Origin of the sequence: Mesorhizobium huakuii (genome assembly GCF_030160235.1) — a bacterium.
GTDB lineage: Bacteria > Pseudomonadota > Alphaproteobacteria > Rhizobiales > Rhizobiaceae > Mesorhizobium > Mesorhizobium huakuii.
In genome coordinates, this window is record NZ_BSNY01000051.1 from 116,009 (window position 1) to 140,580 (window position 24,572).

Annotated in this window: 26 protein-coding genes and 1 tRNA gene; 14 read left to right on the top strand and 13 right to left on the bottom strand. The window is 62.4% G+C overall.

The features are described from left to right. Positions 1 to 87: 87 nt before the first annotated feature. A complete protein-coding gene (locus QQK95_RS26190; protein ID WP_284277287.1) occupies positions 88 to 2,142 on the top strand; it encodes a M3 family metallopeptidase in 2,055 nt (684 codons plus the stop codon). Between the two features lie 37 nt (positions 2,143 to 2,179). Here QQK95_RS26190 and QQK95_RS26195 read toward each other — a convergent pair whose 3' ends face one another. From QQK95_RS26195 to QQK95_RS26210, 4 genes are all read right to left on the bottom strand, one after another. Then, positions 2,180 to 3,655, bottom strand: a complete 1,476-nt coding sequence (locus QQK95_RS26195; protein ID WP_284277288.1) for a M81 family metallopeptidase — start codon at positions 3,653 to 3,655, stop codon at positions 2,180 to 2,182. 23 nt (positions 3,656 to 3,678) lie between these two features. Further along, complete coding sequence (locus tag QQK95_RS26200; protein WP_284277289.1) at positions 3,679 to 4,503, bottom strand: carbohydrate ABC transporter permease; 825 nt, start codon at positions 4,501 to 4,503, stop codon at positions 3,679 to 3,681. After that, positions 4,500 to 5,369 (bottom strand): carbohydrate ABC transporter permease, encoded by an 870-nt coding sequence (locus QQK95_RS26205; protein ID WP_284277290.1) that lies wholly within the window; start codon positions 5,367 to 5,369, stop codon positions 4,500 to 4,502. Before QQK95_RS26205 ends, QQK95_RS26200 begins: the two co-directional genes overlap by 4 nt. 135 nt (positions 5,370 to 5,504) lie before the next feature. Beyond that, positions 5,505 to 6,737 carry an ABC transporter substrate-binding protein gene (locus QQK95_RS26210; protein ID WP_284277291.1) on the bottom strand — a complete coding sequence of 411 codons (1,233 nt, stop codon included), beginning with the start codon at positions 6,735 to 6,737 and terminating at the stop codon, positions 5,505 to 5,507. A 181-nt stretch (positions 6,738 to 6,918) separates the two neighbouring features. Between QQK95_RS26210 and QQK95_RS26215 the strand changes: the two genes are divergently transcribed. Genes QQK95_RS26215 through QQK95_RS26225 form a run of 3 tightly spaced genes read left to right on the top strand, consistent with a single transcriptional unit; the run spans position 6,919 to position 9,686 of the window. Continuing rightward, positions 6,919 to 7,689, top strand: a complete 771-nt coding sequence (locus QQK95_RS26215) for an SDR family NAD(P)-dependent oxidoreductase (protein ID WP_284277292.1) — start codon at positions 6,919 to 6,921, stop codon at positions 7,687 to 7,689. 2 nt (positions 7,690 to 7,691) lie between these two features. Next, on the top strand, positions 7,692 to 8,759 hold the full coding sequence (locus tag QQK95_RS26220) for an ABC transporter ATP-binding protein (RefSeq protein ID WP_284277293.1): 1,068 nt from the start codon (positions 7,692 to 7,694) through the stop codon (positions 8,757 to 8,759). Between the two features lie 45 nt (positions 8,760 to 8,804). Beyond that, positions 8,805 to 9,686, top strand: coding sequence for a MurR/RpiR family transcriptional regulator (locus QQK95_RS26225; protein WP_284277294.1), 882 nt, complete (start codon positions 8,805 to 8,807; stop codon positions 9,684 to 9,686). Between the two features lie 4 nt (positions 9,687 to 9,690). On the opposite strand, the gene QQK95_RS26230 is transcribed toward QQK95_RS26225, so the two are convergent. Further along, positions 9,691 to 10,014, bottom strand: coding sequence for a DUF167 domain-containing protein (locus QQK95_RS26230; RefSeq protein WP_284277296.1), 324 nt, complete (start codon positions 10,012 to 10,014; stop codon positions 9,691 to 9,693). 13 nt (positions 10,015 to 10,027) lie between these two features. After that, positions 10,028 to 10,318 carry a YggT family protein gene (locus QQK95_RS26235; protein WP_284277297.1) on the bottom strand — a complete coding sequence of 97 codons (291 nt, stop codon included), beginning with the start codon at positions 10,316 to 10,318 and terminating at the stop codon, positions 10,028 to 10,030. A 145-nt stretch (positions 10,319 to 10,463) separates the two neighbouring features. Here QQK95_RS26235 and QQK95_RS26240 point away from each other — a divergent pair. The 4 genes from QQK95_RS26240 to QQK95_RS26255 all read left to right on the top strand — a co-directional run bounded on the left by QQK95_RS26240 (position 10,464) and on the right by QQK95_RS26255 (position 12,707). Continuing rightward, positions 10,464 to 10,539: transfer RNA gene (locus tag QQK95_RS26240), tRNA-Ala, on the top strand. Between the two features lie 190 nt (positions 10,540 to 10,729). Further along, entirely contained in the window at positions 10,730 to 10,933 is a 204-nt protein-coding gene (locus QQK95_RS26245; protein ID WP_284277298.1) for a hypothetical protein, read from the top strand. Between the two features lie 100 nt (positions 10,934 to 11,033). After that, positions 11,034 to 11,699, top strand: coding sequence for a hypothetical protein (locus tag QQK95_RS26250; protein WP_284277299.1), 666 nt, complete (start codon positions 11,034 to 11,036; stop codon positions 11,697 to 11,699). Between the two features lie 279 nt (positions 11,700 to 11,978). Then, on the top strand, positions 11,979 to 12,707 hold the full coding sequence (locus QQK95_RS26255; protein WP_284277300.1) for a hypothetical protein: 729 nt from the start codon (positions 11,979 to 11,981) through the stop codon (positions 12,705 to 12,707). A gap of 201 nt (positions 12,708 to 12,908) precedes the next feature. On the opposite strand, the gene QQK95_RS26260 is transcribed toward QQK95_RS26255, so the two are convergent. Continuing rightward, positions 12,909 to 14,198, bottom strand: coding sequence for an NRAMP family divalent metal transporter (locus tag QQK95_RS26260; RefSeq protein WP_284277301.1), 1,290 nt, complete (start codon positions 14,196 to 14,198; stop codon positions 12,909 to 12,911). Positions 14,199 to 14,635: 437 nt separating this feature from the next. Continuing rightward, the gene (locus QQK95_RS26265; RefSeq protein WP_284277302.1) at positions 14,636 to 15,355 is read right to left on the bottom strand and encodes a class I SAM-dependent methyltransferase; all 720 of its coding nucleotides are present in this window, start codon (positions 15,353 to 15,355) and stop codon (positions 14,636 to 14,638) included. A gap of 679 nt (positions 15,356 to 16,034) precedes the next feature. Between QQK95_RS26265 and QQK95_RS26270 the strand changes: the two genes are divergently transcribed. The 4 genes from QQK95_RS26270 to QQK95_RS26285 all read left to right on the top strand — a co-directional run bounded on the left by QQK95_RS26270 (position 16,035) and on the right by QQK95_RS26285 (position 18,989). Further along, positions 16,035 to 16,784 carry a helix-turn-helix domain-containing protein gene (locus tag QQK95_RS26270; RefSeq protein WP_284277303.1) on the top strand — a complete coding sequence of 250 codons (750 nt, stop codon included), beginning with the start codon at positions 16,035 to 16,037 and terminating at the stop codon, positions 16,782 to 16,784. Between the two features lie 412 nt (positions 16,785 to 17,196). Next, positions 17,197 to 18,255 carry a SagB/ThcOx family dehydrogenase gene (locus QQK95_RS26275; RefSeq protein ID WP_284277304.1) on the top strand — a complete coding sequence of 353 codons (1,059 nt, stop codon included), beginning with the start codon at positions 17,197 to 17,199 and terminating at the stop codon, positions 18,253 to 18,255. Between the two features lie 66 nt (positions 18,256 to 18,321). Further along, the gene (locus QQK95_RS26280; RefSeq protein WP_284277305.1) at positions 18,322 to 18,567 is read left to right on the top strand and encodes a hypothetical protein; all 246 of its coding nucleotides are present in this window, start codon (positions 18,322 to 18,324) and stop codon (positions 18,565 to 18,567) included. Positions 18,568 to 18,668: 101 nt separating this feature from the next. Further along, a complete protein-coding gene (locus QQK95_RS26285; protein ID WP_284277306.1) occupies positions 18,669 to 18,989 on the top strand; it encodes a hypothetical protein in 321 nt (106 codons plus the stop codon). 38 nt (positions 18,990 to 19,027) lie between these two features. On the opposite strand, the gene QQK95_RS26290 is transcribed toward QQK95_RS26285, so the two are convergent. The 3 genes from QQK95_RS26290 to exbB are packed head-to-tail and all read right to left on the bottom strand — an operon-like array spanning position 19,028 to position 21,310. Then, entirely contained in the window at positions 19,028 to 19,942 is a 915-nt protein-coding gene (locus QQK95_RS26290) for an energy transducer TonB (RefSeq protein WP_284277307.1), read from the bottom strand. Further along, positions 19,939 to 20,406, bottom strand: a complete 468-nt coding sequence (gene exbD, locus QQK95_RS26295) for a TonB system transport protein ExbD (protein ID WP_284277308.1) — start codon at positions 20,404 to 20,406, stop codon at positions 19,939 to 19,941. Before exbD ends, QQK95_RS26290 begins: the two co-directional genes overlap by 4 nt. Positions 20,407 to 20,413: 7 nt before the next feature. After that, the gene (gene exbB, locus QQK95_RS26300; protein ID WP_284277309.1) at positions 20,414 to 21,310 is read right to left on the bottom strand and encodes a tonB-system energizer ExbB; all 897 of its coding nucleotides are present in this window, start codon (positions 21,308 to 21,310) and stop codon (positions 20,414 to 20,416) included. 274 nt (positions 21,311 to 21,584) lie between these two features. Between exbB and QQK95_RS26305 the strand changes: the two genes are divergently transcribed. Next, positions 21,585 to 22,268, top strand: a complete 684-nt coding sequence (locus QQK95_RS26305) for a cysteine hydrolase family protein (protein ID WP_284277310.1) — start codon at positions 21,585 to 21,587, stop codon at positions 22,266 to 22,268. A 6-nt stretch (positions 22,269 to 22,274) separates the two neighbouring features. Here QQK95_RS26305 and QQK95_RS26310 read toward each other — a convergent pair whose 3' ends face one another. Together QQK95_RS26310 and QQK95_RS26315 are read right to left on the bottom strand one after the other, a co-directional pair. Beyond that, positions 22,275 to 23,216, bottom strand: a complete 942-nt coding sequence (locus tag QQK95_RS26310; protein WP_284277311.1) for an LLM class flavin-dependent oxidoreductase — start codon at positions 23,214 to 23,216, stop codon at positions 22,275 to 22,277. Between the two features lie 138 nt (positions 23,217 to 23,354). Beyond that, a complete protein-coding gene (locus QQK95_RS26315; protein ID WP_019861925.1) occupies positions 23,355 to 23,510 on the bottom strand; it encodes a hypothetical protein in 156 nt (51 codons plus the stop codon). Between the two features lie 292 nt (positions 23,511 to 23,802). Here QQK95_RS26315 and QQK95_RS26320 point away from each other — a divergent pair, with 292 nt between their 5' ends. After that, the gene (locus QQK95_RS26320; protein WP_284277313.1) at positions 23,803 to 24,570 is read left to right on the top strand and encodes an SDR family NAD(P)-dependent oxidoreductase; all 768 of its coding nucleotides are present in this window, start codon (positions 23,803 to 23,805) and stop codon (positions 24,568 to 24,570) included. Positions 24,571 to 24,572 lie beyond the last annotated feature (2 nt).

Sequence of the window (24,572 nt, forward strand, 5' to 3'; positions counted from 1 at the left end):
GGATCGGCCAGTTGCCATATTGCGGCCTCGCGGGCCGCGCCCTACATCGGTGACACCCTCCTTCTTGACGCCAGCGAAAGACCCTCCATGCCTTCCACGAAAGCCGTCGACCTTGCCGCCCATCCGCTGACCGCGTGGCAGGGGCCGCTCGGCCTGCCCGATTTCGCCCATATCGGCGACGGTGATTTTTCCCCGGTCTTCGATGCGGCGTTGAAGGCCCATGAGGCGGAGATCGACGCGATCGCCGGCAACAAGGACACCCCGACCATCGAGAACACGCTTGCCGCGCTGGAACTCGGCGGCGAGGCGCTTGATCATGTCTCGTCGATCTTCTGGTGCCGTGCCGGCGCCTACACCAACGAGACGATCCAGGCGCTGGAGCGCGATATCTCGCCGAAGATGTCCAGGCACTTTTCCGCGATCTCGATGAACGAAAAGCTGTTTGCCCGCATCGACGACCTCTACCAGCGCCGCGAGAGCCTCGGCCTCGACGCCGAGACCCTGCGGGTGCTGGAGAAGACCTGGAAGGGTTTCGTCCGCTCCGGCGCCAAGCTCGATGCCGAAGGCAAGAAGCGGCTTGCCAGGATCAATGAGGAGCTGTCATCGCTCGGTACGGCTTTCGGCCAGAACGTGCTGGCCGACGAGCGCGACTGGGCGCTGTTTCTCGACGAGGCCGACCTTGCCGGCCTCCCGGATTTCGTCCGGAGCTCGATGGCAGAGGCGGCCGAGATGCGCGGCCAGAAGGGGCGCTACGCCGTCACTTTGTCGCGCTCGATCTACGAGCCGTTCACGACCTTCTCGGAACGCCGCGACCTGCGCGAGGTCGCCTTCAAAGACTTCACCATGCGCGGCCAGAATGGCGGCGCCAGCGACAATACCTCGGTGGTGCGCGACATGCTGAAGCTGCGCGCCGAAAAGGCTAAGCTGCTCGGCTATGCCTCCTTCGCCGCGCTGAAGCTCGACGACACCATGGCCAAGACGCCGGAGGCGGTGCACGACCTGCTCGATCCGGTCTGGGAAAAGGCGCTGGAAAAGGCCGCCGCGGACCAGAAGGAATTGGAGCGCCTGGCGGCGGAAGCCGGCAGCAACGAGAAATTCGCCGCCTGGGACTGGCGCTTCTACCAGGAGAAGCTGCGCGCGGAAAAATTCGCCTTCGACGAAGCGGAACTGAAGCCCTATCTGCAGCTCGACCGGGTCATCGACGCCTGCTTCGACGTCGCGACCAAACTGTTCGGCATCACCTTCGAGGAGAAAAAGGGCATCGCCGCCTGGCACCCCGACGCGCGCGTCTTCGTGGTGAAGAACGCCGATGGCAGCGAGCGCGCCTTGTTCCTCGCCGATTATTTCGCACGGCCCTCGAAGCGTTCCGGCGCCTGGATGAGCGCGCTGAAATCCGGCTATAAACTCGGCCATGGTTCGAAGCCGGTGATCTACAACATCATGAACTTCGCCAAGCCGCCGGCCGGCGAACCGGCCCTGCTGTCCCTCGACGAGGCCAAGACGCTGTTCCACGAGTTCGGCCATGCGCTGCATGGCATGCTGACCGACGTCACCTGGCCGTCGGTGTCAGGCACTTCGGTCAGCCGCGATTTCGTCGAGCTGCCCTCGCAGCTCTACGAGCACTGGTTGACGGTGCCGGCGGTGCTGGAGAAACACGCGCTGCACGTCAAGACCGGCAAGCCGATGCCGAAGGCCTTGCTCGACAAGATGCTGGCCACGCGCACCTTCGGCGCCGGCTTCGCCACGGTGGAATTCACGTCTTCCGCCTTGATGGACATGGCCTATCACGCTCGGCCCGATGCCCCGGCCGAGCCGCTTCGTTTCGAAGCCGAAACGTTGGAAAAACTCGACATGCCCGACACCATCGCGATGCGTCACCGCACCCCGCATTTCGGCCATGTCTTCTCAGGCGACGGCTATTCGGCTGGCTACTATTCCTACATGTGGTCGGAAGTGCTGGACGCCGACGCCTTCGCCGCCTTCGAGGAGACCGGCGATCCCTTCAACCCGGCCTTGGCCGAACGGCTGCGCAAGAACATCTACGCCGCCGGCGGCTCGAAGGACCCCGAAGAGCTCTACACGGCGTTTCGCGGCAAGATGCCTTCGGCGGAGGCGATGATGATCAAGCGCGGATTGGTGTAGCGCCTCTTCCTTCTCCCCCTGTGGGAGAAGGTGGGGTCTAATCCTTCCAAGGATCCTTCACCCGAGGCCACACCGGCCGAGTTAGCTTCCTGTAATCGGTCACCGCCGGATTGCTCGGATACGAACTCGGTGCCGTGACGTAGATGATCTCCGCCGCGATCGGCTCGAAGCCGGCGTAGAAATGGTTGGTCGACTTGATCAGCAGCATATCCTTGCCCGCCGGATCGACGCCGATATTGGAGAAAATGTCCGGCTCGAAGGTCTGGGTTCGGTTGGTGTTGAGGATGATGTCGACCTCGGTGCCTTCGATGCGCACCAGCGCGGTCGGCCCGAGCGTCACCCGGCTCGGCCCGAAACTCTGCCAGCCCTCGGCAACGGCCTTCAGCACCTTGACGCGGGCGTCGATCGGCTCACCCGCCTGCGGCCCGGCCTTGCCGCCGAAACGCAGGTCGATGACCGCGCCCTCGCCCGCCGCCAGGCAGAAGGTCACGGCGATCGGGTCCCAGATCGTCGCCACGCCGAATTTGTCGAGGCCACGCGCCAGCATCTGGCGCAGCACGAAGGTGCCGTCGCCGGGAACGCCGCCGCCGGGATTGTCCCAGATATCGGCGATGACCACCGGCTTGCCGGGGTGGTTGGCGCGCACGGCCAGCGCCCGGTCGATGCCATCGGCGGTATCGAGCATCGTCATCGCCGTCTTTTCGCGCAGTTCGTAGAGCTCGCGTCCCAGCCGTTCCGCCAGCGCGTCGCCCCTGGCCTTGTCATTGTCGGTGACGACGAGGATGCGCGTGCCCATTTCCGGCACGTCGGCGGCCATGAAGCCGTGGATGACGGAAACCGACAGCACGCCGTCCTTGCCGTGCAGCGCTTTGACACGGTCGACGAAGGAGCGCATCGGCTCGCGGCTGGTCGGCAGCACCTGGATCATGCGGCAGTCGAAGGTCGAAATGACCGGCTTGATCTCGCCGCGCGCGGCGGCCAGCCCGAGCTCCACGACATGCTCGCCGCGTTCGTAGAAATCGGTGTGCGGGAATTCGAGGAAATAGGCCATGATGTCCGACGCTGCCACGCGCTTGGGCGTCAGATGGCTGTGCGGATCGAATTCCGAGGCGATCACCACGTCGGGCCCGACAATCGCGCGCACACGTTCCAGCAGATCGCCTTCGCAATCGTCATAACCTTGCGCCACCATGGCGCCGTGCAGCCCGAGGATGACCGCTTCGACCGGCAGTGCCGCCTTCAACTGGTCGAGAATCTCGTCGCGCAGCGCCTCGAAAGTCTGCCGCTGCACCAGGCCGCCCGGCTCGGCCCAGGTCGCGGTGCCTTCGATCACGGTCAGCCCTTCCCTGGCCGCGCGCCGGCGCAAGGCGACGATCGGCGAAGAGCACAGCGTCGGCGTCTCCGGGTGCTTGCCTGGCCCGGCATAGAACGCCATCTCGAACGAGGCCCGGTCGGTCGGCACCGGCGAGAAGGTGTTGGTTTCCGTCGCCAGCGAGGCGGTGAAGATGCGCATGAAAGCTCCGAAGTCGATAGCGGCTATTTGACGGCCCCGAGCGCCAGGCCCCGGACGAGGTAGCGCTGCAGCCATATGAACAGGATCGCCACCGGCAGCGTCGCAAGCAGCGTCGCCGCCATGACGTGATGCCACTCGATCGTGTAGCGGCCGGCGACGAGGGAAAAGACCTGGATCGGCAGCGTGTAGCTTTCCTGGCTGCGCAGCATGGTCAATGCCACGACGAATTCGTTCCAGGCATTGATGAAGGTGAAGATCGCGGTCACCGCGATCGCCGGCAGGCAGAGCGGCAGGAACACTTTGCGCAGGGTCAGCCAGCGCCCGGCGCCTTCCATCCAGGCGGCCTCCTCGAGGTCGCGCGGGATGGTGTCGAAATAGCTCTGCAGCATCCACACGGTGAAGGCGACGTTGAAGGACATGTAGATGAAGCCGAGCGCCGTCGTCGATTCCACCAGCCCCCAGGCGGCCATCAGCCGGAACAGGCCGAGCACCAGCACGATCGGCGAGATCATCTGCGAGATCAGCAGGAACTGGCGGAAGGCGCCGTAGCCGGCAAAGCGAAAGCGCGACATGGCATAGGCAGCGGGGACGGAGATGAGGATGGCGCCGACCGTGGCGATGATCGAGACATAGAGCGAATTCGCCAGTGCCTGGCCAAAGCCCGTCGCCACCCACATGTCGGCAAAATTCGACCAGCGGAACTCGCTTGGCCACCATGTCGGCGACAGCACCTCCTGGCGCGGCTTGACCGCGGTCAGGAACATCACCGCGAAGGGAAAGATCGTCACCACGATCAGCGGCGCCAAAAGCAGCCAGGCGATGATTGTGCGTTTGAGTTTGCTGGTCATGCGCGCTGCTCCCGCATGGCAAGGCGCACATAGATCATGGTGAAGACCAGCAATATGGCGAACATCACCAGCGACACCGCCGAGGCCTCGCCCAGTTTGCCGATGCGAAAGGCGAGCTTGTAGAGGTGGGTGACCAGGATGTCGGTCGAGTTGGCCGGCCCGCCCTGCGTCATCACCCAGATGATCGGGAAGGAGTTGAAGACGTAGATGGTGTTGAGCACGATGGCGATGTTGATGAACGGCTTCAACAACGGAAAGGTGATCTCGCGGAACTGCTGCAGCGGCGTGGCGCCCTCGAGCGCCGCCGCCTCGTAGAGATCGTCCGGGATCGACGACAGGCCGCCGAGGAAGATCGTCGTCGTGAACGGCACCGTCACCAATATGCCGATCAGCACCTGCATCGGGAACGCCGTCTCGGCGCTGGCCAGCCACTGGATGTTGTGGTCGATCAGGCCGAGGCCGAGCAGCGCCGAATTCAGCATGCCGCTTTCGCCGCTGAGCGCCCAGCGCCAGACCACCGCCGTCATGGTCAGCGACACCGCCCAGGGCAGCATGATGATGACGCGGGCGATGCCACGGCCGTAGAAATCGGTGTTGAGGATCATCGCCACCGGCACCGACAGGAGCAGCGCGCCGCCGACCACCAGAACGGTCCACAAGCCGGTGCGCCAGAGTGCCGCGACAAAGTCGGGATCGGCGGCAAGCGACGCGAAATTGGCAAGGCCGCTGAACTCGCGCAACTGGCCGAAGCGGTTGACGTCATGCGTCGATATCTGGATCAGGTCCCAGACCGGCCAGAAGATGACGACCGCCGCCAGGAACAGGCTGGGCAAGGTCAGGAGATAGGGCAGGAGACGATTTTGCATCGGCTGGTTTGCAACCTCGGCGCGGATCAGAAGTCTCTATGCGAATTTCGGATCCACCGCACCAGGCGGGAAACCAAGGAAGTGGCGCGCCCCGCCTGAGTCTGGGGCGCGCCACGGGGCGCAGGGAGATACGCCCTATTTCTTCAGCACGGCGTTGGCCTTGGCCGCCGCGTCCTTCAAGCCTGCCTCCGGGTCGCCGCCGAGATAGATCTTCTGCATGGCGTCCGATGTGATCTGGGCGATCTCTTCCCAGCCCGGAATGACCGGCGCGAAGCGGGCGTCGGGCAGCAGCGCGGTGAAGGCGGCGAGATCGGCATTGTTGACGTAATAGTCCATCTTGGCCTCTTCCTTGTTCACCGGCAGGAAGCCTTCGCCTTGCGTGAACTTGGCGCGCTGTTCCGTGGTGAACAGGAAGTCGAGCAGCTTCCAGGCCTCGTCCTTGTTCTTGGAGTTCTTGAACATGATGATGGAATCGGTGACGCCATAGGTGCCCCGCGCGCCGGTCGGACCCGCCGGAATGGCCGCCACGCCGTATTTCAGCTTCGGCGCCTCGTCCTTGATCTGGTTGGACAGGAAGGGTGCCGTGATCATCATGCCGACCTTGCCCTGCTTGAACAGGTTCTGCACGTCCTCGCGATTGTTGGAGGTCACACCTGGTTCGGTCAGCCCCTCGTCGATCATCGACTTGTAGAGCTTTGCGGCTTCGAGCGCGCCCGGCGTGCCGAGGCCCGACGTGCCGTCCTTGTTGAGGATCTCCGTGCCTTGCGACCACATGGCGTAGTAGTAATAGACGTCGGTCTCGATCTCCTTGCCCTGCAGGCCGAAACCGAAGGTGCCGGACCCCAGCGCCTTGATCTTGCGCGCATCGTCCTGCAGTTCGGTCCAGGTTGCCGGCGGCTTGGCGATGCCGGCCTTCTCGAACAGCTCCTTGTTGTAGTAGAGCGCGCGCGCCGAAGCGGCGATCGGCAGGCCGTAGGTCTTGCCGCCCATGATCGAGGGCGACAGGAAGGTGTCGATGAAACGGCCCTTGAAGTCGGGCGTGATGTAGCTGTCGAGCGGCTCGGCGACGTCCTGCTGGACGAAGTCGATCAGCCAGCGCGTGCCGATGATCGACAGGTCGGCATTGGTGCCGGCGGTGATGTCGGTGGTCAGCTTCTGCAAGAGCACATCCCACGGCACGACCTCGAACTTTACGGTGATGCCGGGGTTCTTGGCCTCGAACTCCTTCTTGACCGCTTCAAAATACGGACCGGTCTTGGCGCTGTATTCGGCGACGGTGACGCGCACTTCACCCGCATTCGCCTGCGCCGCGAAGGCCAGCATGCTCATTCCGGCCATCAGGCCGACAGTCCATTTGGCAAGGCTCATCTGATCTCTCCCATTGTTCCGCGCATTTGCGCTCCTTGTGCCGATGGCTGGCGCAAGATTTATGTGACTTTCCTACATTATCGAGGAATTCTGCGCATGCAAGCGGATTATCGTGTTGCTTAATTACATTTCTTTCAGTAGCCTGCCGGGATCTGCCTGACCTGCGGGAGGAGCAAGCGCCGTGGTTTCGAAAGCCGAATTCGAAGGCCGCACTGTCGTCGTCACCGGTGCCGGCGGCGGCCTTGGCTCGGCGATCGTCGCATTGCTGGCGCAAAGGGGCGCACGGGTGGTGGGCTGCGACCAGTCGCAGGAGGCGCTGGCAAGCCCGCACCTTGCCTCGCGCCATGTCTTCAACCTACTCGACCGGGCTTCGATCGAGGCGGGGATCGCCGCCGTGCTGGACAAGGACGGCGTGCCCGACATCCTGATCAACAATGCCGGCTGGACGCGCGCCGAGACGATTTCCGCGCTCGATGCCGACAGAATAGAGCACGAGATCGACCTCAATCTGACCGGGGTGATGACTTTCGCCGACCCTATCGCCAAGGCGATGGCGGCGCGCGGGTCAGGCAGCGTCGTCTTCATCTCCTCCGTCAACGCCATCGCGCATTTCGGCAATCCGGCCTACGCCGCGGCCAAGGCCGGCATCAACGCCTATGCCAAATCGATCGCCGTCGAACTCGGCCGCCGTGGCGTGCGCGCCAATGTCGTCTGTCCCGGATCGATCCGCACCGCCGCCTGGGACCATCGCCTGGCCAAGGATCCGGAAATCCTGGGCAAGCTCAAGCGGCTCTACCCGCTTGGCCGCATCGTCGACGCCTCGGAAGTGGCTGAAGCGGTGGCTTTCCTTGCCTCGGACCGCGCATCGGGCGTAACAGGCGTGGTAATGCCCGTGGATGCCGGGCTGACCGCCGGCTGCCTGCCGTTCATCGACGACATATTGGGAGCGTGACCATGACCGACGTCCTGTTTCGCAACCTGTCGAAATCCTTTGGCCAGCACAAGATCCTCGAGGACATCAACCTCGACATCAAGAGCGGCGAGTTCGTGGTGCTGGTCGGCCCGTCCGGCTGCGGCAAGTCGACCTTGCTGCGCATGCTGGCCGGCCTGGAGACGATCAGTTCAGGTGACCTCATGATCGGCGGCACGCGCGCCAATGATTTGCCGCCGCAGCAGCGCAACATCGCCATGGTGTTCCAATCCTATGCGCTGTTTCCGCATCTGAAAGCCTCGGACAATATCGGCTTCGGCCCGAAGATCCGTGGCGAGAGCCGCGCCGCGATCGACGACAAGGTCAAGAAGGCCTCCGGCGTGCTCAACCTCTTCTCCTATCTCGACCGCTATCCCCGCCAGCTGTCGGGCGGCCAGCGCCAGCGTGTCGCCATGGGCCGCGCCATCGTGCGCGAACCCTCGGTGTTCCTGTTCGACGAGCCGCTCAGCAATCTCGACGCGCAGTTGCGCGTGCAGATGCGCACCGAGATCAAGGCGCTGCACCAGCGGCTGAAATCGACCATCGTCTATGTCACTCACGACCAGATCGAAGCCATGACCATGGCCGACCGCATCGTCGTGATGGACCGCGGCCGGATCCAGCAGGTCGGCGCGCCGCTCGAGCTCTATGACAGGCCAGCCAACAAGTTCGTCGCCGGCTTTCTTGGCTCCCCGTCGATGAGTTTTGTCTCGGGCGCTCTCAAGACGACGCCTGAGAAAAGCTGGTTCGAATCTGCCGGCGGCGGACGGCTTGCGCTTGCCGGCAAGGCGGCACCGGCTGGCAATGCGGTGGAGGCCGGCATCCGGCCCGAGCATTTCATCATCGGCGAGGCCGCCGACGCCATGGCGCTCAAGGTGGATGTCGTCGAGCCGACCGGCTCCGAGACTCATGTCTATGGCGCCATCGGCAGCGATACTGTACGCGCCGTGTTCCGCGACAGGGTGCCGGTCAGGCCGGGCGACCTGCTGCCGGTCTCGGTCGATCCCGGCAACATCCATCTGTTCGACAAGGCGACGGGCCTGCCGCTATAAGGCCCGGCCCCGAGAAGGCAACGGCATGAAGGCGAAACAACGAGCATGAAGACGCCGGCCGACATCATCACGCGGCTGCAGCTGATGTCGCAGGACGGCACCAAGTCGGATCGCCGGCTGGCCGGCCTCGTGCTGTCCGATCTCGATTTCGCTTCGAAGGCGGCAATCTCCGAGATCGCAGCGCGCGTCGGTGTCAGCGAACCGACGGTGACCCGCTTCTGCCGAAATCTCGGCTGCGAGGGCCTGCGCGACTTCAAATTCTACCTGGCCCAGGCCATCGCCATTGGCGGCCAGTATCTGTCGCCCGAGCCGCTGAGCCGCGACGCCCGCGAACAGCGCATCGCGTCCGCCATCACCGAAGCGGCGATCTCGGCCATCCAGCGCGCCAGCGAGAACCTCGACATGACGACGCTGGTCGCCGTCGCCGAGCGGCTTGCGACGTCGGGCAATGTGCTTTGCGTCGGCTCCGGCGGCATTTCCTCGATGATGGCGACCGAGATGCAGAACCGGCTGTTCCGGCTCGGCCTGCCGGTGCTGGCGCAGATCGACGGCCAGTTGCAGCGCATGTACGCCGCCGTTGCCACGCCCGAAACCACGCTGGTCGCCTTTTCCGTCTCCGGCTATGCGCGCTCGGTCATCGAGGCGGTGCAGGTCGCCCAGCAATATGGCGCCACCACGGTCGCCATCACCGCGCCCGATTCGGCGCTGGCCAAGGCCGCCGACACGGTCATCCATTTGCAGCCGCTCGAGGATGGCAACATCTACAAGCCGACATCGTCGCGCTATGCGCTGCTGGCGATCGTCGACATGATCGTGACATCGGTTGCCGAGACGCGTGGGCCGAAAGTGCTGGAGAATTTGCGCCGCATCAAGCAGAGCGTGAACACGCTGAAGGTCGACGATCCAAGGCTGCCCTTGGGGGATTGAAACGTCAGCCGGAGGATTGACCGCTGAGTGCTTCGATGCTCCGTGCCAGCGCTTCTGGATCACCCACTATGCGCAGCGTCTTGAGCCGTGCCGTGCCGCCGGCAACCACCGAAACGGACGATATCGGCACGCCCAGCGTCTTGGCGACCAGTCTCTCCAGCGCTTGATTGGCGGCGCCGTTTTCCGGCACGGCGCGAACCCGCGCCTTCAGATGGCTGCGCCCGTCCGCCGCCGTTTCGACGCCTTCGAACCTGTCCACGGAAGACTTCGGTGTCAGCCGCACGAACAGGTCGATGCCGTTTTCGCGGATGCGGAGCGGCGCGCTCATGCGGTCGTCTGGCTCAAAGCACCAGCGGCGCCACGGTGGTGAGAATGAACTGCCTGATGAAGAACAGGAGCAAGAGCAGGATGATCGGCGAAATATCGATGCCGCCAAGGTCCGGCATGAAGCGGCGGATCGGCCGTAGCGCAGGCTCGGTCAGCCGGTAGAGCATGTTGCCGATGCTGCCGACGAACTGGTTGCGCGAATTGACGACGTTGAAGGCATAGAGCCAGGAAAAGATCGCCGAGGCGATGATGATCCACCAGTAAAGGTCAAGCGCCATGACGATGGTTTGAATGAGGGCGAGCATGCCGGTCTCCAATTGTTGCCGACATGTAGCCATTGCGCGCCAAACCGGCAAGGGCCGGCAGCCGGCGCACCGGGCGACGAGGATTTCGGCAAACCCCGCCTTGACAGAAATCCGCCGCGCCAGATAAATGCGCCATCCGTTGGACGGGGCTGTAGCTCAGCTGGGAGAGCGCGTCGTTCGCAATGACGAGGTCAGGAGTTCGATCCTCCTCAGCTCCACCATCGGGTACAGATACTATCTGATAAGATAGCGGATTTTCTGGAACGATCCAGCTATCCCCATTTCGATCCCCACTTTGCCTGGCTGCGCCTCTCGCATTTCAAACTGATAAGACATTTGTCGGCGTAGCCTTTTTTCGGCCACCCAAAGCGCGTTCATAGTATTCGTACGTGTGGCACCAAAGGAGTTCAGATGGCTGCTACCGCAGTTTTGGTCTGGTATCTGGTAATCGCCGGCCCGCAGGGCGGCATGGTGGTGCTGCCCAGCACCTTCGACAAGCGCGAACAGTGCGCCGCCGCCATCGCCGAATATCAGAAGCAGCCGGCGCCGACTGGTTGGTCGTTGCAATGCGTTCCCAGCGCGTCGCCCTTCACTGACAATGGATCAGCCGAATAATTGCGGTGTCGCTTTCCGGCTGCCTATCCAACGCATGCGAATTGCCCGACATGGAATGATGTGCAATTATCATTCGAACGCTTTTGCAAGGGGAATACCCATGGCGTTCGACTATTGCCATCCGACCGCGCCGCACAAAAAGCTGCGCTTGCCCAACTGGTACGTGTCGAGCTTGATGATGGATCGGGCGCTGGATGCTGTGGCGCGCAAGGTCAAGACACTCGACCGCAAGCACGACATCCCCTATCTCGCCGGCTATTCGAAGGATGGGAAGACGATCTATATCGACCGGCATATGCCCCGCGAATGGGAATATAAGGGCCGCAAGATCAACACCGACCGCTTCCTATTGTTGCACGAGGAGGTCGAGAAGTCTTTGATCGACCAATTGGACCTGCACTATCTGCACGCGCACCAAATCGCCACTCGGGCGGAAGAAGCGGCGGTGCGGGCGGCCGGCATCTCCTGGCGTGACTATGACCGCTTCATGCAGAAGTACGTGAAGACGATGGACGATGAACGGCTTACCAAAGTGCCGGCAGACCTCGACCTTAAACCCTACCGCGACGAACACGATACCGATCTGCTGGAGCGCATGGCGACTAGTATCGAGAAGGGCATCTACCCCGCAGGCGTCGACAAGGCCAAATTGCACGCCAAGATCAAGGGCCAACTTAAGACGGTCATGACCCACACGCATCAGCCGAAGGGCGGTGCGGCGGCGAAGGCCACCCCTGCCGCGAAGAAGGCTACGGGGCTGCGTTAGCCAAGGCAAGTCAGGACAGGGTTCCTGCTTCTGCCATTCCGGGCCGACCGCATCTCCGGCAGATAGAGCATTTTCCGAGCCCGGGTGGCCGTTTTTGAACATCGCAGATCACTCATGCCGGCGCGGCCTTCCGGTTGCCCCAACGTGCCGAATTTAACTCAGATGGAGCCCGACGCCGTCGTTTTTCGTAATTTACGAATCCGTAAGTCGCTGGACCCAGTGCACGCGCCTATAACGTCACGCGAGCGGCAGCCGCTTGCTTGAAAGGGAGAGTTTGCGATGCGATTTCAGTTTGCCCCTATGTTTTCACTCGCTGTTGCTGCGGCCATTCTGGCGCTTGCGCCGAGTGCAGGCATGGCTGCCACCAAGACCGCCAAGGAATGCAATGCCGAATACGCCGCTAACAAACCCGCCATTCAGGGTTCTGGTGAGAAGAAGGCTGATTTCATTGCAGCGTGTCGCGCGGGTACCGAGGTCATCCCTACCGGCGTAGCACCGGCTACAACCGCTGCTCCCACCAAGAAAGCGGCCCCGGCGTCGACGGCAACCACAGGGAACGTAAAAACGGCAAAGGCCTGCGATGCCGAGTACGCGGCCAACAAAGACGCGATCAAAGGATCTGGCGAAACCAAGAAGGATTTCGTCGCCGCCTGCCGCGCCGGAACTGAAGTGATTCCCCCGGCCCAGAACACAACTACGACCGTGACGCCTGCGAAACCTGCGCCAACCACAACGACGGCACCGACCACCACCACAACTCGGACTAAGAATGCGCCAGCGCCGGCCACGACCGCCACACCGACAGGTGCCAACCAGTTCGCGACCGAAGGGCAGGCGAAGGCCCGTTGCCCGGCCGGCACTGTGGTTTGGGTGAACCTGAAGTCGAAGATTTTCCACTTCGCCGGGAGCAGGAACTACGGGAACACCAAAAAGGACGCTTATACCTGCGAGTCTGATGCAACTGCGTCGGGTTTCCGCGCCGCCGAGAACGAAAAGCAACCGCAGTAGTCGGCGGCGACCTCCTGCGATCCGCAATGACCATACGGCTTCGCCCGCCGGCTCCGGCCGGGCGCGCAAGGTACGCTAAAGTTACTGAGGAACTAGACCCCCGCAGGAAGCCATTTTAGGGGGCGAGCCTTCGGGGAAGTCTCCTGCGGTCAGCACACCTTGTCGATTTCACTAAGATACCTCGCCGTCTTCACGGCGACCCTAAACAAAGAGTTGGACAACCATGACTGTTGCCGCCGCTCCCATCACCGCTGTCGCAAGCCACCCAATTAGCCGCATCCACATAGGCACAGTCGTATCACCCATTATGTCGCTTCTCGCCGTCATTAGCATCATGACAGCCATGACGGGCGCGGCTACGACGCCGTTGACCACGGCGCTCCAGTAGAGCGCCTTGATCGGATTGATAGGCGTGAAATTCAGGCATGCTCCAACTAGGGTAGCGATCGCGATCGTCGCATAGAAGGCCTTGGCTTGCAGCGGTTCACGCTCCAGGCCGACCGGCCACTTGCGGGCCTCGCCCAATGCATACCCGGCGGAGCCGGCCAGGACTGGAATTGCCAGCAGTCCCGTTCCGATGACGCCAAGGGCGAAGATGGCGAAAGCGAAGACGCCCGCGATTGGCCGAAGAGCTTCGGCGGCTTGGCTGGTAGACTGAATGTCCGTGGTTCCGTTGGCGTGGAGTGTCGCGCCTGCCGTGATCATGATGGCGAGGGCGACGACATTCGAAAATGCCATTCCAACGTAGGTATCCAGACGGATGCGCTCGATGGCGCTTTCGGCCTGTTCCGGCGCCTGTTTCAGGGGTTTACGCTGCGGCTTGGCCTTCTGGTCCTCGACCTCCTGTGAAGCCTGCCAGAAAAACAGGTATGGGCTGATGGTAGTGCCGAAGATAGCGACCACTGCTGTCCAAAACGAAGCATCGAGCGAGAGCTTGGGAATGAACAAGCCTTTTGCCACCTCGCTCCAGGGCACATGAACAAACAGCACCGTGCCGAAATAAGCGAATAGGGAAAGCGTAAGCCACTTCAACACAGAAACATAGCGGCTGTACTTGAGGAAAATTTGGAGTACGACGGAGATAGTGCCGAACAACACCACGTAGAGGAGCGCTGGGCCGCCGATGATGAGCTTCAGCGCATCACCCATAGCGCCAAGATCGGCACCGATGTTGATGATGTTGGCGAGGATCAGCAGGACGACGACCGATTGCAGTAACCAATTCGGATAGTACTTCCGCATATTACCAGCGATGCCGCTGCCAGTGGTTCGGCCAATGCGGGCACTGATCTCCTGTACGACCGACATCAATGGATAGGAAAACAGCATGGTCCAGGTGACCCCGAACCCGAATTGAGCCCCCGTCTGCGAATAGGTGGCGATTCCACTCGGATCGTCGTCAGAAGCACCGGTGATCAGGCCGGGTCCAAGAACCCCAAGCAGTCGTGGCTTGGATGGCCCAACAACTGGATTTTTGGCCTTCGCGCCCACGATGAACCCCGCCCGATTAGAAAACCATCTGCTAACGTTCGGAATTGCTAAAAGGTCCAATTTTCAAAATCGGCCGTAATAATATTTGCTGAAGGCGAGAGCCGACCCCGCGCAGATGAATGGGCCAATCAGCGTCGCTAATGGATGGCCCGGAAGCAATCTCTTGACAACCAAGACGGCTATGGTGCTGGTCAGAGAAATCGCCAGCCCCACGCCGATCAGGAAAACAATCTTCTGGAGGTTGAGTCACGGCTCACTTCGCACCCTCCTTCAATGATGTCGCCTATCCCTCGCACCCGTCTGCCGGGGTGTGTCCAATGCCGAAACAAGTTTGTGAGCCTTACGTTCCTTATCCACCGCGAAGCACCCTAAATGTCGTGCCAGTATGCGGTCACTGACTTCGGCTGTGACTCAGCTTGGCGAGCCCTTCGCATCCTTCATCGCTTGCGCAGTCGCGCTAACAGGCCGCGAAATCCGAACGGCAGCCGAACCGTTTGGATATCGATATGATCTGACCCAAATGCGCTCCGTTGCAGGAAATCCTCTAGTCCCTTCCGATCAAATGTCTGCTGGGTTTCAGGGCCAATGAACTGCAACCACCTCATGGAAGAGCAATCCGTCGCATAGATCGACATTGCTCCCCCGGGGCGTAGAACCCTGTGCGCTTCCGCTAGTGCTGTTCCGTCTGGGGAACAGAAATAGATCACGTTGACGGCTAGAACTTTATCAACTGACGCGCTTTCCAGCGACAGGCACTCGAAGGTGCCCTGGATTAGCTTCAGTCTTCCTCGTTGAATTGCCGCTCGATTTCGCGTCTGGGCCTGACGGAACATTGTAGGCGACCGATCTACCCCGGTAATCCTGCCGCTCCGCGCGAGCTGCAACATTTTCCTGAGCGCTAAACCCGGCCCAAATCCTATTTCGAGAACGTCATCGCGTTCCGCAATGTCCAACAGTTCGATGGCCCACTTGTTGGGTAGAAGATTTATCATGCCCATTATCGCCCCTGTTAAACGTCCGAACGTTCCTTCCGGCATGGAAAACTGTTGGGAGATGAAGTCATGCAGCCCGAGGGCGCCCATGCCATCACGAGGGCCTGGGGGTAAGTCAGGAACTACTGGCGGAAAGGGCGCCTCCTGGGCAATCTCATCGTACATTCGGTTTTTGCTGCTTCTGGTTAGCAACCGGCAAAATCTGTGACTGGCGTTCAATAATCGAAGCCACAGCTTGCGGGTATTTCGTTTGGCGAGTCTCGTCTCGTGAAGAATTGCGCCAACGTGGCTATTTTCATTCACTCGATCCAAGATTCTGGCTTAGTGGAAGCTTAGGCCAGACCCATCTCCACCGCGACTTACGGATTCGTATTGTTGGGAAGTCGCTGAAGGCGCACGTTTGCCACAAGATACAGGAAGCGCGCGTTCGGGTGCGCGCTTCTCCAGAGCGGCGTCGTGGTCGACCTTTGGCTTAGTCTTGCCTTGGGATTCTAGGCGCGCTTCTTCCCATGTCATTTCCAACAGCTGCGCTATCGTTCTACCAAGGGTCCCCAGCTCTCGCTTGATGCGCCGCATATCGCAATCCGCGGCGTTCAGCGCCATGTCCCCCCAATAAAGCCATAGCCGATTTCGCGTGATGTCCCTGACAAGGCAATTGTCAATTGGACTTATGGCGATGGCCGTTGCCGGATCGCCGCTATTTTTTTTGGAAGCCGCCCCATTAGAGTGGCGTTCTCAAATCAGTTTTTTCTGTGTGTTGTGACAAGGCGTTTCGGCGGGGGCGACCGAAGGCGTTATACGGATTCCGAGTTGAAATGAAGAATTCGCCTGCGAAAGCATAGACGTGTCCATTCGCGAGAACCTCGCTGCAAATCTCAGACGGCTCTGCAAGGACCACGCCTCCGTTAGCGCGGTGTGCCGTGAGTTGGGTATCAACCGCACGCAGTTCGAACGGTACCTGCAGGGGCAGACCGTTCCGAACAAGGCCACGGCCAAGCTGATCTGCGACTACTTCCGCATCGATGAGGCCGAGCTCTACCAGGACCCTGGCGCCCCCGAGCACAGGGCTCCCGGTCTGCCGCCGATTTCCGAAAGCCTGTTCAACCAGATGATCCGCCCGCCCGCCCCGTCGATCGCGGGCGGCACCTATTTCACCTACTTTTCGATCCCTGCCCGTCCCGACCTCCTGATGCGGTCGGTGACCTTCGTCCGTCGCGAGGCCGAGCTGGTCACATTCCGTCGGGTCACCGGATGGTCGGAGCGCCGTGGCTCGACATGGGCGCGGGCGCGCGGCAACCACTATGGCGTGGCGATCTCGCGCCTGAACTGGATCTATTTCAGTGGCGTCAACCGACGCCAGACCGGCGAACCGTCGCTGATCTCCGTGCAGTGGGCTCCCATTTCCGAACCGGTGCTGACGGGCAAGGCCATGCTTCTGACCGAGGCCGGGCCGGCATTCGTATCGGTCATCATGCGGCAGGACATGTCCGGCATCCGGCCACGGCATGCGATCCGCATGGCGCATGTCATCAGGCTCGACGATCCCGGCATCGATCAACTCGTCGCCAGCCTCACCCGGGACGGGCTGGGCTAGCCGATGGGTTACGCTAAATAAGAATAAGAATATCCGGAAAAAGCGTATGCTAGCGATTGCCTACTCCATATCTGAGCAAAATCGATATTTTAGACTTTACCGACAAGAAAGATATTTTAGATCACATTGGCATTACTGCAATTTTAACAAACCATTAACTCTTTCGACCTTACTTTCTTCACGCGGATCCCGCTGTGGGGATCTTCGACAGATCCCATTGGGGGGGTCGGGAAAGGGACGAAAATGGCCAAGAAAGTGAACAATGCCCCGAAGCTGACGGTTGCCGCGGGCACGCAGATCGTCTTCTTCTCGCAGGGCATGCACTACAACAAGCGCTGAAGTCGTTCGGCGCCGATGGGCGGTTCGCCTGTCGGCGCCTCACATTCGCAAAACGGCATTCAGCATCATGAAAATGCGCTCTTCAAAAACGCTTGTCTTCTATCCCGGGACCAACAAGGTCACGGCCTGCAATTTCCTGACCCGAAGCGTCTTCGAATGCAGCCCCGAGGTAATCGGTCTTCTCGCATCCTGGGACGAATGGGCCTCCACGGCGGAAATCGCGCGCGCTCACGGATGGTCGAAGTCCGACCTGAACGCCGTCGTCCCGCAATTGCTTGATTTTTCCGCCCTGGTCGCCGCCGGTTCGCCGCTGGCCGAACAGGAAACAAAATTCTCCGGACAGTGGAACTGGGGCATCCCGACCGCGCTGATGCACTTCTGCGTCCAGGACTCGGAGTTCATGGCCATCGAACAGGCCGAGGCCCGCCAGATCGAACGGGCCGGCCATGTCGCGCAGCCCGACCTCGTGCTCAAGAATACCGCCGGCGCCATTCGGCTGCCGAACGCACTCGACGACAACGAACTCCTGACCCTGATGGCGCGGCGCCGCACCAACCGCACCGCCGCCGCTCCCACCATCACCGCGAAACAGCTTTCCGACTGCCTGTTCGCGGGCATGGGCATTACCGGCGAGACCAGCAACTGCGTCGGCGCCCTGCCGCTGGGCATGACCCCTTCGGGCGGCGCGCGCAATCCTTACGAGGCCTATGTGGTCGCGCTTGGTGTCGAGGGCCTGGAGCCCGGCGTCTATCACTATTCCGCCGCCGATCACGACCTCGGCAGGATCTCGGCCAACCATCTGCCCAAGATTTCAGAACTGGTCGGCGGGCAGGAATGGGCTGATGCCATGCCTTGCCTGATCCTGCTTTGCGCCAGGCTCGACCGCACCATGTGGAAATATGAGGATGCCAACGCCTATCGCGTCGTGCTGATCGAGGCCGGCCATATCGGCCAGAACATGATGCTGGCGGCGACCAGGCATGGTCTGTCTGCCTGCCCCACGGCCGCGCTCAGCCATTCGGCGATCAAGCGTCTTCTCGGCCTCGACCGTCTCACCGATGCACCCATCTATGCGTTGACCCTCGCGATCCCTGAACCAAGCCCGCACTCGGCGGGCCAGTCGATTAATTAGCCGTCTTAGTATGTCATTGTAGCCAGTACGCGTTCCCTGAGTTCAACCAATTGACAGGAGAAGCACGTGGCAAATCAGTCCCTACGCCAGTCAGAGATCGATAGCCTTCAATATATCGCGACGATGACCAATGAGCTCGTGCAGATGGCCGAAGCAAGCCGTTTTCCCATGATCTCCTACCTGCTCGGCATGGCCTATGCCGAAGCCTTCGATGTTCTGCGCGGCGCACGGCCGGCAAGGCATGCGCAGCTCAGCGGCAACCCGATGCATGCCAAGCCGAAGGAGAACCACGCTCTGCCAAGGAGAGCGTAGCGAAGCAATCGTCAGCCCTGTGCGCGCCGGCGCCGCGATCCCGCCTTGATCGCTCGCGTCCCGCAATGGACTTATGCATAAGGATTCGAGGGGACCCGCCAATGAACATGATCGCATCCATCAGGAGCGCCGACGCCAGGGGCAGCGTCTTCGGCCGGCTCCAGACCCTGATCGGCGGTCGGCCGGCATCGCCGGATGCCGCACGCACCGAGGCCCGGCAACTGATTTCCCTGGCGATGGCCGACACCTGGCAGGCCGACAGCCTGTGGGGCGCGGCGGACGCCTTTCACGCCCATTTCGACTTCATGATGCAGACCATCGAGATCAATGGCGCCGACGATCCGAACCTCAGGACGCTGCGCACGAAATGCCGCTTCTACCTGGAGCAGGTCGAAGCGCTGTGCCACTCGATGAGCCATTGATCGACACCTCCGGCGTCCGATCAAGCCGGATCCCGTATTCAGTTGCGCAAATTGAACAGGAACGGCGCCGTGCGGCTGACGCGCGAGCCGAGTTCCGGCGGCGGTGCCGGCACGGTTGCGCCCTGCAGCACGGCGAGCGCGGCGCGGTCGAGGTCAGGATCACCTGAAGAACGCACGACACGCGCCGACAGCACCCGGCCGGATACGTCCACCGTGAAGGCCACGTTCACATTGCCCTGCGCCCCCCTGGATTTCGCGGCACTTGGATAGCGCTTGTGCCGGTTGATCCATGCCGCCAGCCGGGATTCCCATTTGGCCGGGCTGACGCCCGAGAACCCGGCCGCCGATTTCGGCGCGGCCACCCTGGCCGCCGGCCTTGTCTGCGCGCTTGCGCTGGCAACCGTCTTTGCCGGCTCGGCCTTTTCCTTCCTTGGCCGCGGCTTGGGCTTTTCGACCGGTTTCTTCACCTTGGCCTGGACCGGTTTCTTTTCCCCGGGTTGTTCGACCGGCTTCGGCCGCGGCAACGGAACGACGACCTCTGGCGTTACGGCCTCGACGACATCGGGAACGACCTCGTCCGGCGGCGGCTGATCGACCGGTTCGGCCTCGGCTGTCCTGGTCGGCTCGGTCTCGTCGGGCGGTACTGTTTCCGGTTGCTCGGCGGCCGGCCCGGCCTGTTCGGTCTCCTCGACGAGTTCGGTCTGGTCGGGCATCGCCGCATCCAGCATCGCGACCTGTTCGGGCACGGCCGGCATCACTGCCATCGGCGTCATTTCGATCACCGGAGCCGGCGGCGGCCCGCCATCCATCTCGATCGGACTGAAGCTCTGCACCGCATAGGCGACCGCGACATGGGCGCCGAGCACCAACGCGGCCGCCCCTGTCCACAAGCCAAGATCGCGCCAGCCGAAGCGCGACAGGTAAGTCGTGGACAGTGCGGCGGACTGCCTCATGGCGCGGCCGTTCCCGCCGCGGCCGGTGCCGGGGCATCGACCGCGGGCGCCGTCTCCAGGCCGACCAGAGCGATCTTGAGATAGCCGGCGCCGCGCAGCAGGTTCATCGCCTCCATCAGGTCGCCATAGGCGACCGCCCTGTCGGCGCGCAGGAAGATGCGCGTCTGCCTGTCGCCCCTGGTCCTGCTGTCCAGCGTGGCCGCGAAGGCCGGGCGCGGCACGGTGTCGTTGCCGATCGCCAGCGTGAGATCGTCCTTCAAGGTCAGGAACAGCGGCGTTTCAGGTCGCGGCGCGGGCGTCGCCGTCGAGCCCGGCAAATCGACATTGACGTCCACCGTCGCCAGCGGTGCGGCGACCATGAAGATGATCAGCAGCACCAGGATGACGTCGATGAAGGGCGTGACGTTGATCTCGTGGCTCTCCTCGAGATCGTCGTCCATGGTCTGGCGGATTCGGCTTCCCATGGCGTCGCTACTCCGCCGCCAGCGCCGTCGCCGGCGCGACTGCGCGGAAATCCAGGTCGCGGCTGACCAGCCTCTCGACGCCCGCCGAGGCATCGGCAAGGATCTGCCGGTAGCCGGCTATCGAGCGCGCGAAGACGTTGTAGATCACCACTGCTGGAATTGCCGCGACGAGGCCCATCGCGGTTGCCAGCAGCGCCTCGGCGATGCCCGGCGCGACCACGGCCAGATTGGTGGTCTGCGCCTGCGAAATGCCGATGAAGGCGTTCATGATGCCCCAGACCGTGCCGAACAGGCCGACGAAAGGTGCCGTGGAACCGATCGTCGCCAGCACGCCGGTGCCGCGCGACATGCGTCGCGACGCCGCCGCCTCGATGCGCGACAGGCGCGAGCCCACCCGTTCCTTCAACCCGTCGCCACCGACATGGTCGAGAGCGCCGGCCGAGAGTGCGGTCTCTTCTTCCGCTGCCTTGACCATAAGCGCGCCCGGGCCGCCGCTGCGGTCGAGCGCGCGGCTGGCCTGCTTCAGCGTCGCGGCCTCGCCGATCGCGCGGACGGCGCGGCGGATACGCAGCCTGCCGCCGAAAATCTCCAGCGATTTGGCCAGCCATATCGTCCAGGTGACGAGCGAGGCGAAGGCCAGTCCGATCATCACCGCCTTCACGATGATGTCGGCGGCCATGAACATGCCCCATGGCGACAGATCGTGCGGCAGGTTGAGCTCCATCGCCCCTGCGGGCGCTGCAGCTGCCGGCGCGCTGGGCGGCGGTGTGGCAGGGGCCGTTGCTGGGGCTGGTGCGAAAGAAGCAGCGGGCGCCGGCGCGGCCGGCGCCTGCTGGGCCGTTGCGCTGCCGGCTGACAGGATGACCGATGCGACCAACGTCGCCAGCAAACTGGTTCTAGACAACAACAGCTTCTTCCTTGTCCTCACAGCCGCCAGCCGCTTTCCTATCCCGCCACAACGACAGTCCGATCGCTGGGCATGAAACATGACTCTACTAGTCAACATTGAAGATGACTGCAACTGTCAACAATTCGTCGGGACAGCGGATGACGTTCGCCAGCGGCAGCACGATGCCACAACATCCCTGCTTCCTTCACGCCAGGGCCGCGGCATGAGTGGACGATTTGAACCTCACCAGTCAGGATGGCTCTCACGACCGGTAAGGAGACACCCTCGGATGATCAAGGCAGCGCCCTTCGACTTCCCGTACGACGGCAGGCTGGTGGCCGAAAACACGGCACTCGTCGTCATCGACCTGCAGCAGGATTTCCTGTCGACCACGGGCTATTTCGCCAGAAAGGGATATGACCCGTCACCGCTGCGGGCGATCCTGCCCACGGTGAACCGGCTGATATCAGCCGCGCGCAAAGCCGGCGTCACTATCATCCACACCAGGCAGGGCTATCGCGCCGACATGGCCGACATGACGCCCTATGAGAAATGGCGCCGCAAGCGCTCCGGCCTCGACGGCACCGACATACTGCTGCGCTCGGGCGCGGGGTTCCAGATCGTTCCGGAGATCGATGTCGCGCCCGATGACATCATCGTCGACAAGACCTGCAACAGCGCCTTCACCTATACGGATTTCGAGCTCGTGCTGCGCGCGCAAGGCATCACGCATCTCATGTTTTCCGGCTGCACGACCGACGTCTGCGTCCACACCACGCTACGCGAGGCCTGCGACCGCAACTTTCAGTGCCTGACGATCTCGGACGCCTGTGCCAGCGGCGACAGACAAGCCCATGAGTCCGCGCTGCACATGGTGACGGTCGAGGACGGCGTCTTCGGCGTATTGGCCGACTCCGCTGCCGTCATCGACGGCCTGTCGCGGCTTGGCGGCAGGCGTCACGCGGACGCTTGATCAGCTTCACCCTGCCGCCCGCGTCTCCAGCCCGGTGCGAGGCGCGTAGGCCCCTGGCTGGAAGGCATCATGTTCGCGGCGTGCCAGCGAGTTGCGCAGCAGGGCAATCGTTTCCCGGCCGGCCGTCGCGATCTCGCGCGGCGTGTCGACGCCGACGATCATGAATTCATCGATCCCGAGCCCGGCATAGGCAAGTAGCGACAAAGCGACCTGGGCCGGCGGCCCGGACAGGTCGACCGCCTTGTGGCCGGTGGCGGAAGCGCCCTGGTGGATCCGCACAGGAAGCGCGAAGCGCAGCTTGCCGGCCCGGCCATGTTCGGCGGCGGCGCCGCGCACCCGCTCCATCAGCTGCCTGACATCGTCGATCGAGCCCGGCGCCAGTTCGAAGACATCGGCATGCCGGCCGGCCACTTTCAGCGCCGTTCCGGATTGTCCGCCCATGCGGATGGTCAGGTCGGCGCCATGCGGCCCTTTGCGCGGCACATAACCGCCCTTGATGCTGTAGAAGGCGCCTTCATGGTCGAAGGGCCGGTCGTTCGACCACAGCCGCTTCAAAAGCACGAGATATTCGTCGATGCGCTGCCAGACGACGCCGTGCCCCACCGGCCGCGACTCGGCATCGTCATCGTTCAACGGTTCGCTGATCATCCGCAGCGCCAGCCTCCCGCCGCTTTTTCGATCTATCGATGCCAATTGGCGCGCCGCCACGGTCGGCTCGACGACACCCGCCCAGTGGGTCAGCACGACCTCGAGCGAGGCGGTGCGGTCGAGCACCTGAGCGGCAAGATCCATATTGGTCAGCAGCCCGGCCGAATCGTCGACGACGATCTTCTGGAAGCCGCCATCCTCGATCAACCCGAGCTTGGTCGCCGTCTCGGCAAAGTCATAGAAGAACGGAATGGCGGCGTCGGCGGTCTTGCCGGGGACATGGGTGAATTCGATCGGCATGTCATCTCCTCCATCGCTGGAATCACGGATGCGCTGAAATTCGAACCACGCCCGCGCGCAAACGCACCGGGATCCGGTTCATTCAACTCCGATTGCCTGATAAGGCGGGGGCAACTGGCCCCCTGTCGGTCTTGTGCCTTAGGGAATGAGGCCCAGAACGACGGCCCCGGTGAACACAAACGCGAGGGCAAAGACGAGATAGGCGAAAGCTCCGGCATAGGCCGGGCGAAAGGTCTGGGCATTTGCCAGCCTCTGGCCGGTACTGTCAGTCTGAGCGTTCTGGATATAGGACATATCGACCTCCGTCTCGGCCGTTAATCTATAAAACTTGTAGACTTTGTCGATTGCTATTTTCGAGCTGTAGGCAGAATATTTTTCTCATTTCAGAGGCCATGTTGGTTGCGAGTTGCTGGAATCGCTTGCCGACGCGCTGATCGGCAGGGCAAGAGCCTCGCTCCGGATGCGCCCGAATGGACCTATGTCCTTGTTCCCACTGCACCCAATTGGTCCATTGGCCGCCTGGTGCGGGCGCGGTAGCATCACCCGACAAGCAAACGCGAACTGGGTCGAACGGGGAGTAAAAAACATGGGCGAAAGACTGGCCGGCAAGGTTGCCATCATCTCGGGCGGCGCGACGGGCATGGGCGGGGCGGCTTCGGAACTGTTCGCGGCGGAGGGCGCCAAGGTGGCGATCATCGACCGCAACGGCGAGGCGGCCGCCGCAACGGCAGCGACAATCCGCGCACGCGGCCATGTCGCCGAGCATTTTGTCGCCGACGTCTCCGACGAAGCGCAGGTCGAAGCGGCGGTGAAGGACGCGACGAAAAAACTCGGGCCGGTCACGGTGCTGTTCAACCATGCCGGCACCATCGTGATCAAACCCTTCCTTGAGACGACGGTGCAGGAATGGGATTGGCTGCATGCCATCAATGTACGCTCCATGTTCCTGATGACGCGCGCCGTGCTGCCCGGCATGATCGCGGCGGGCGGCGGCTCGATCGTCTGCACCTCGTCGATCTCGGCGGTGGCGGCGACGCCGATGGAGGTGCTCTACGACACCACCAAGGGCGCCTGCCACATGTTCGCCCGCGCCATCGCCGTCGAGTTCCGCGACCGCAACATACGCTGCAACGCCGTCTGCCCCGGTTTTATCCGCACCCCCCACGGCCTGCGCGAAGTCGCCGACCTCGGCAGGCTCGGCGTCGATGTCTCGGACGCGGCATTGGCGGCACAGCAGGGCCGCATCGGCGAGCCGGAGGAGGTGGCGAAGGCGGCGCTGTATCTCGCCAGCGACGAGTCGAGCTTCGTCAACGGCGCGCATCTGTTCGTGGACAATGGTTTTACCGCGATGTGAGG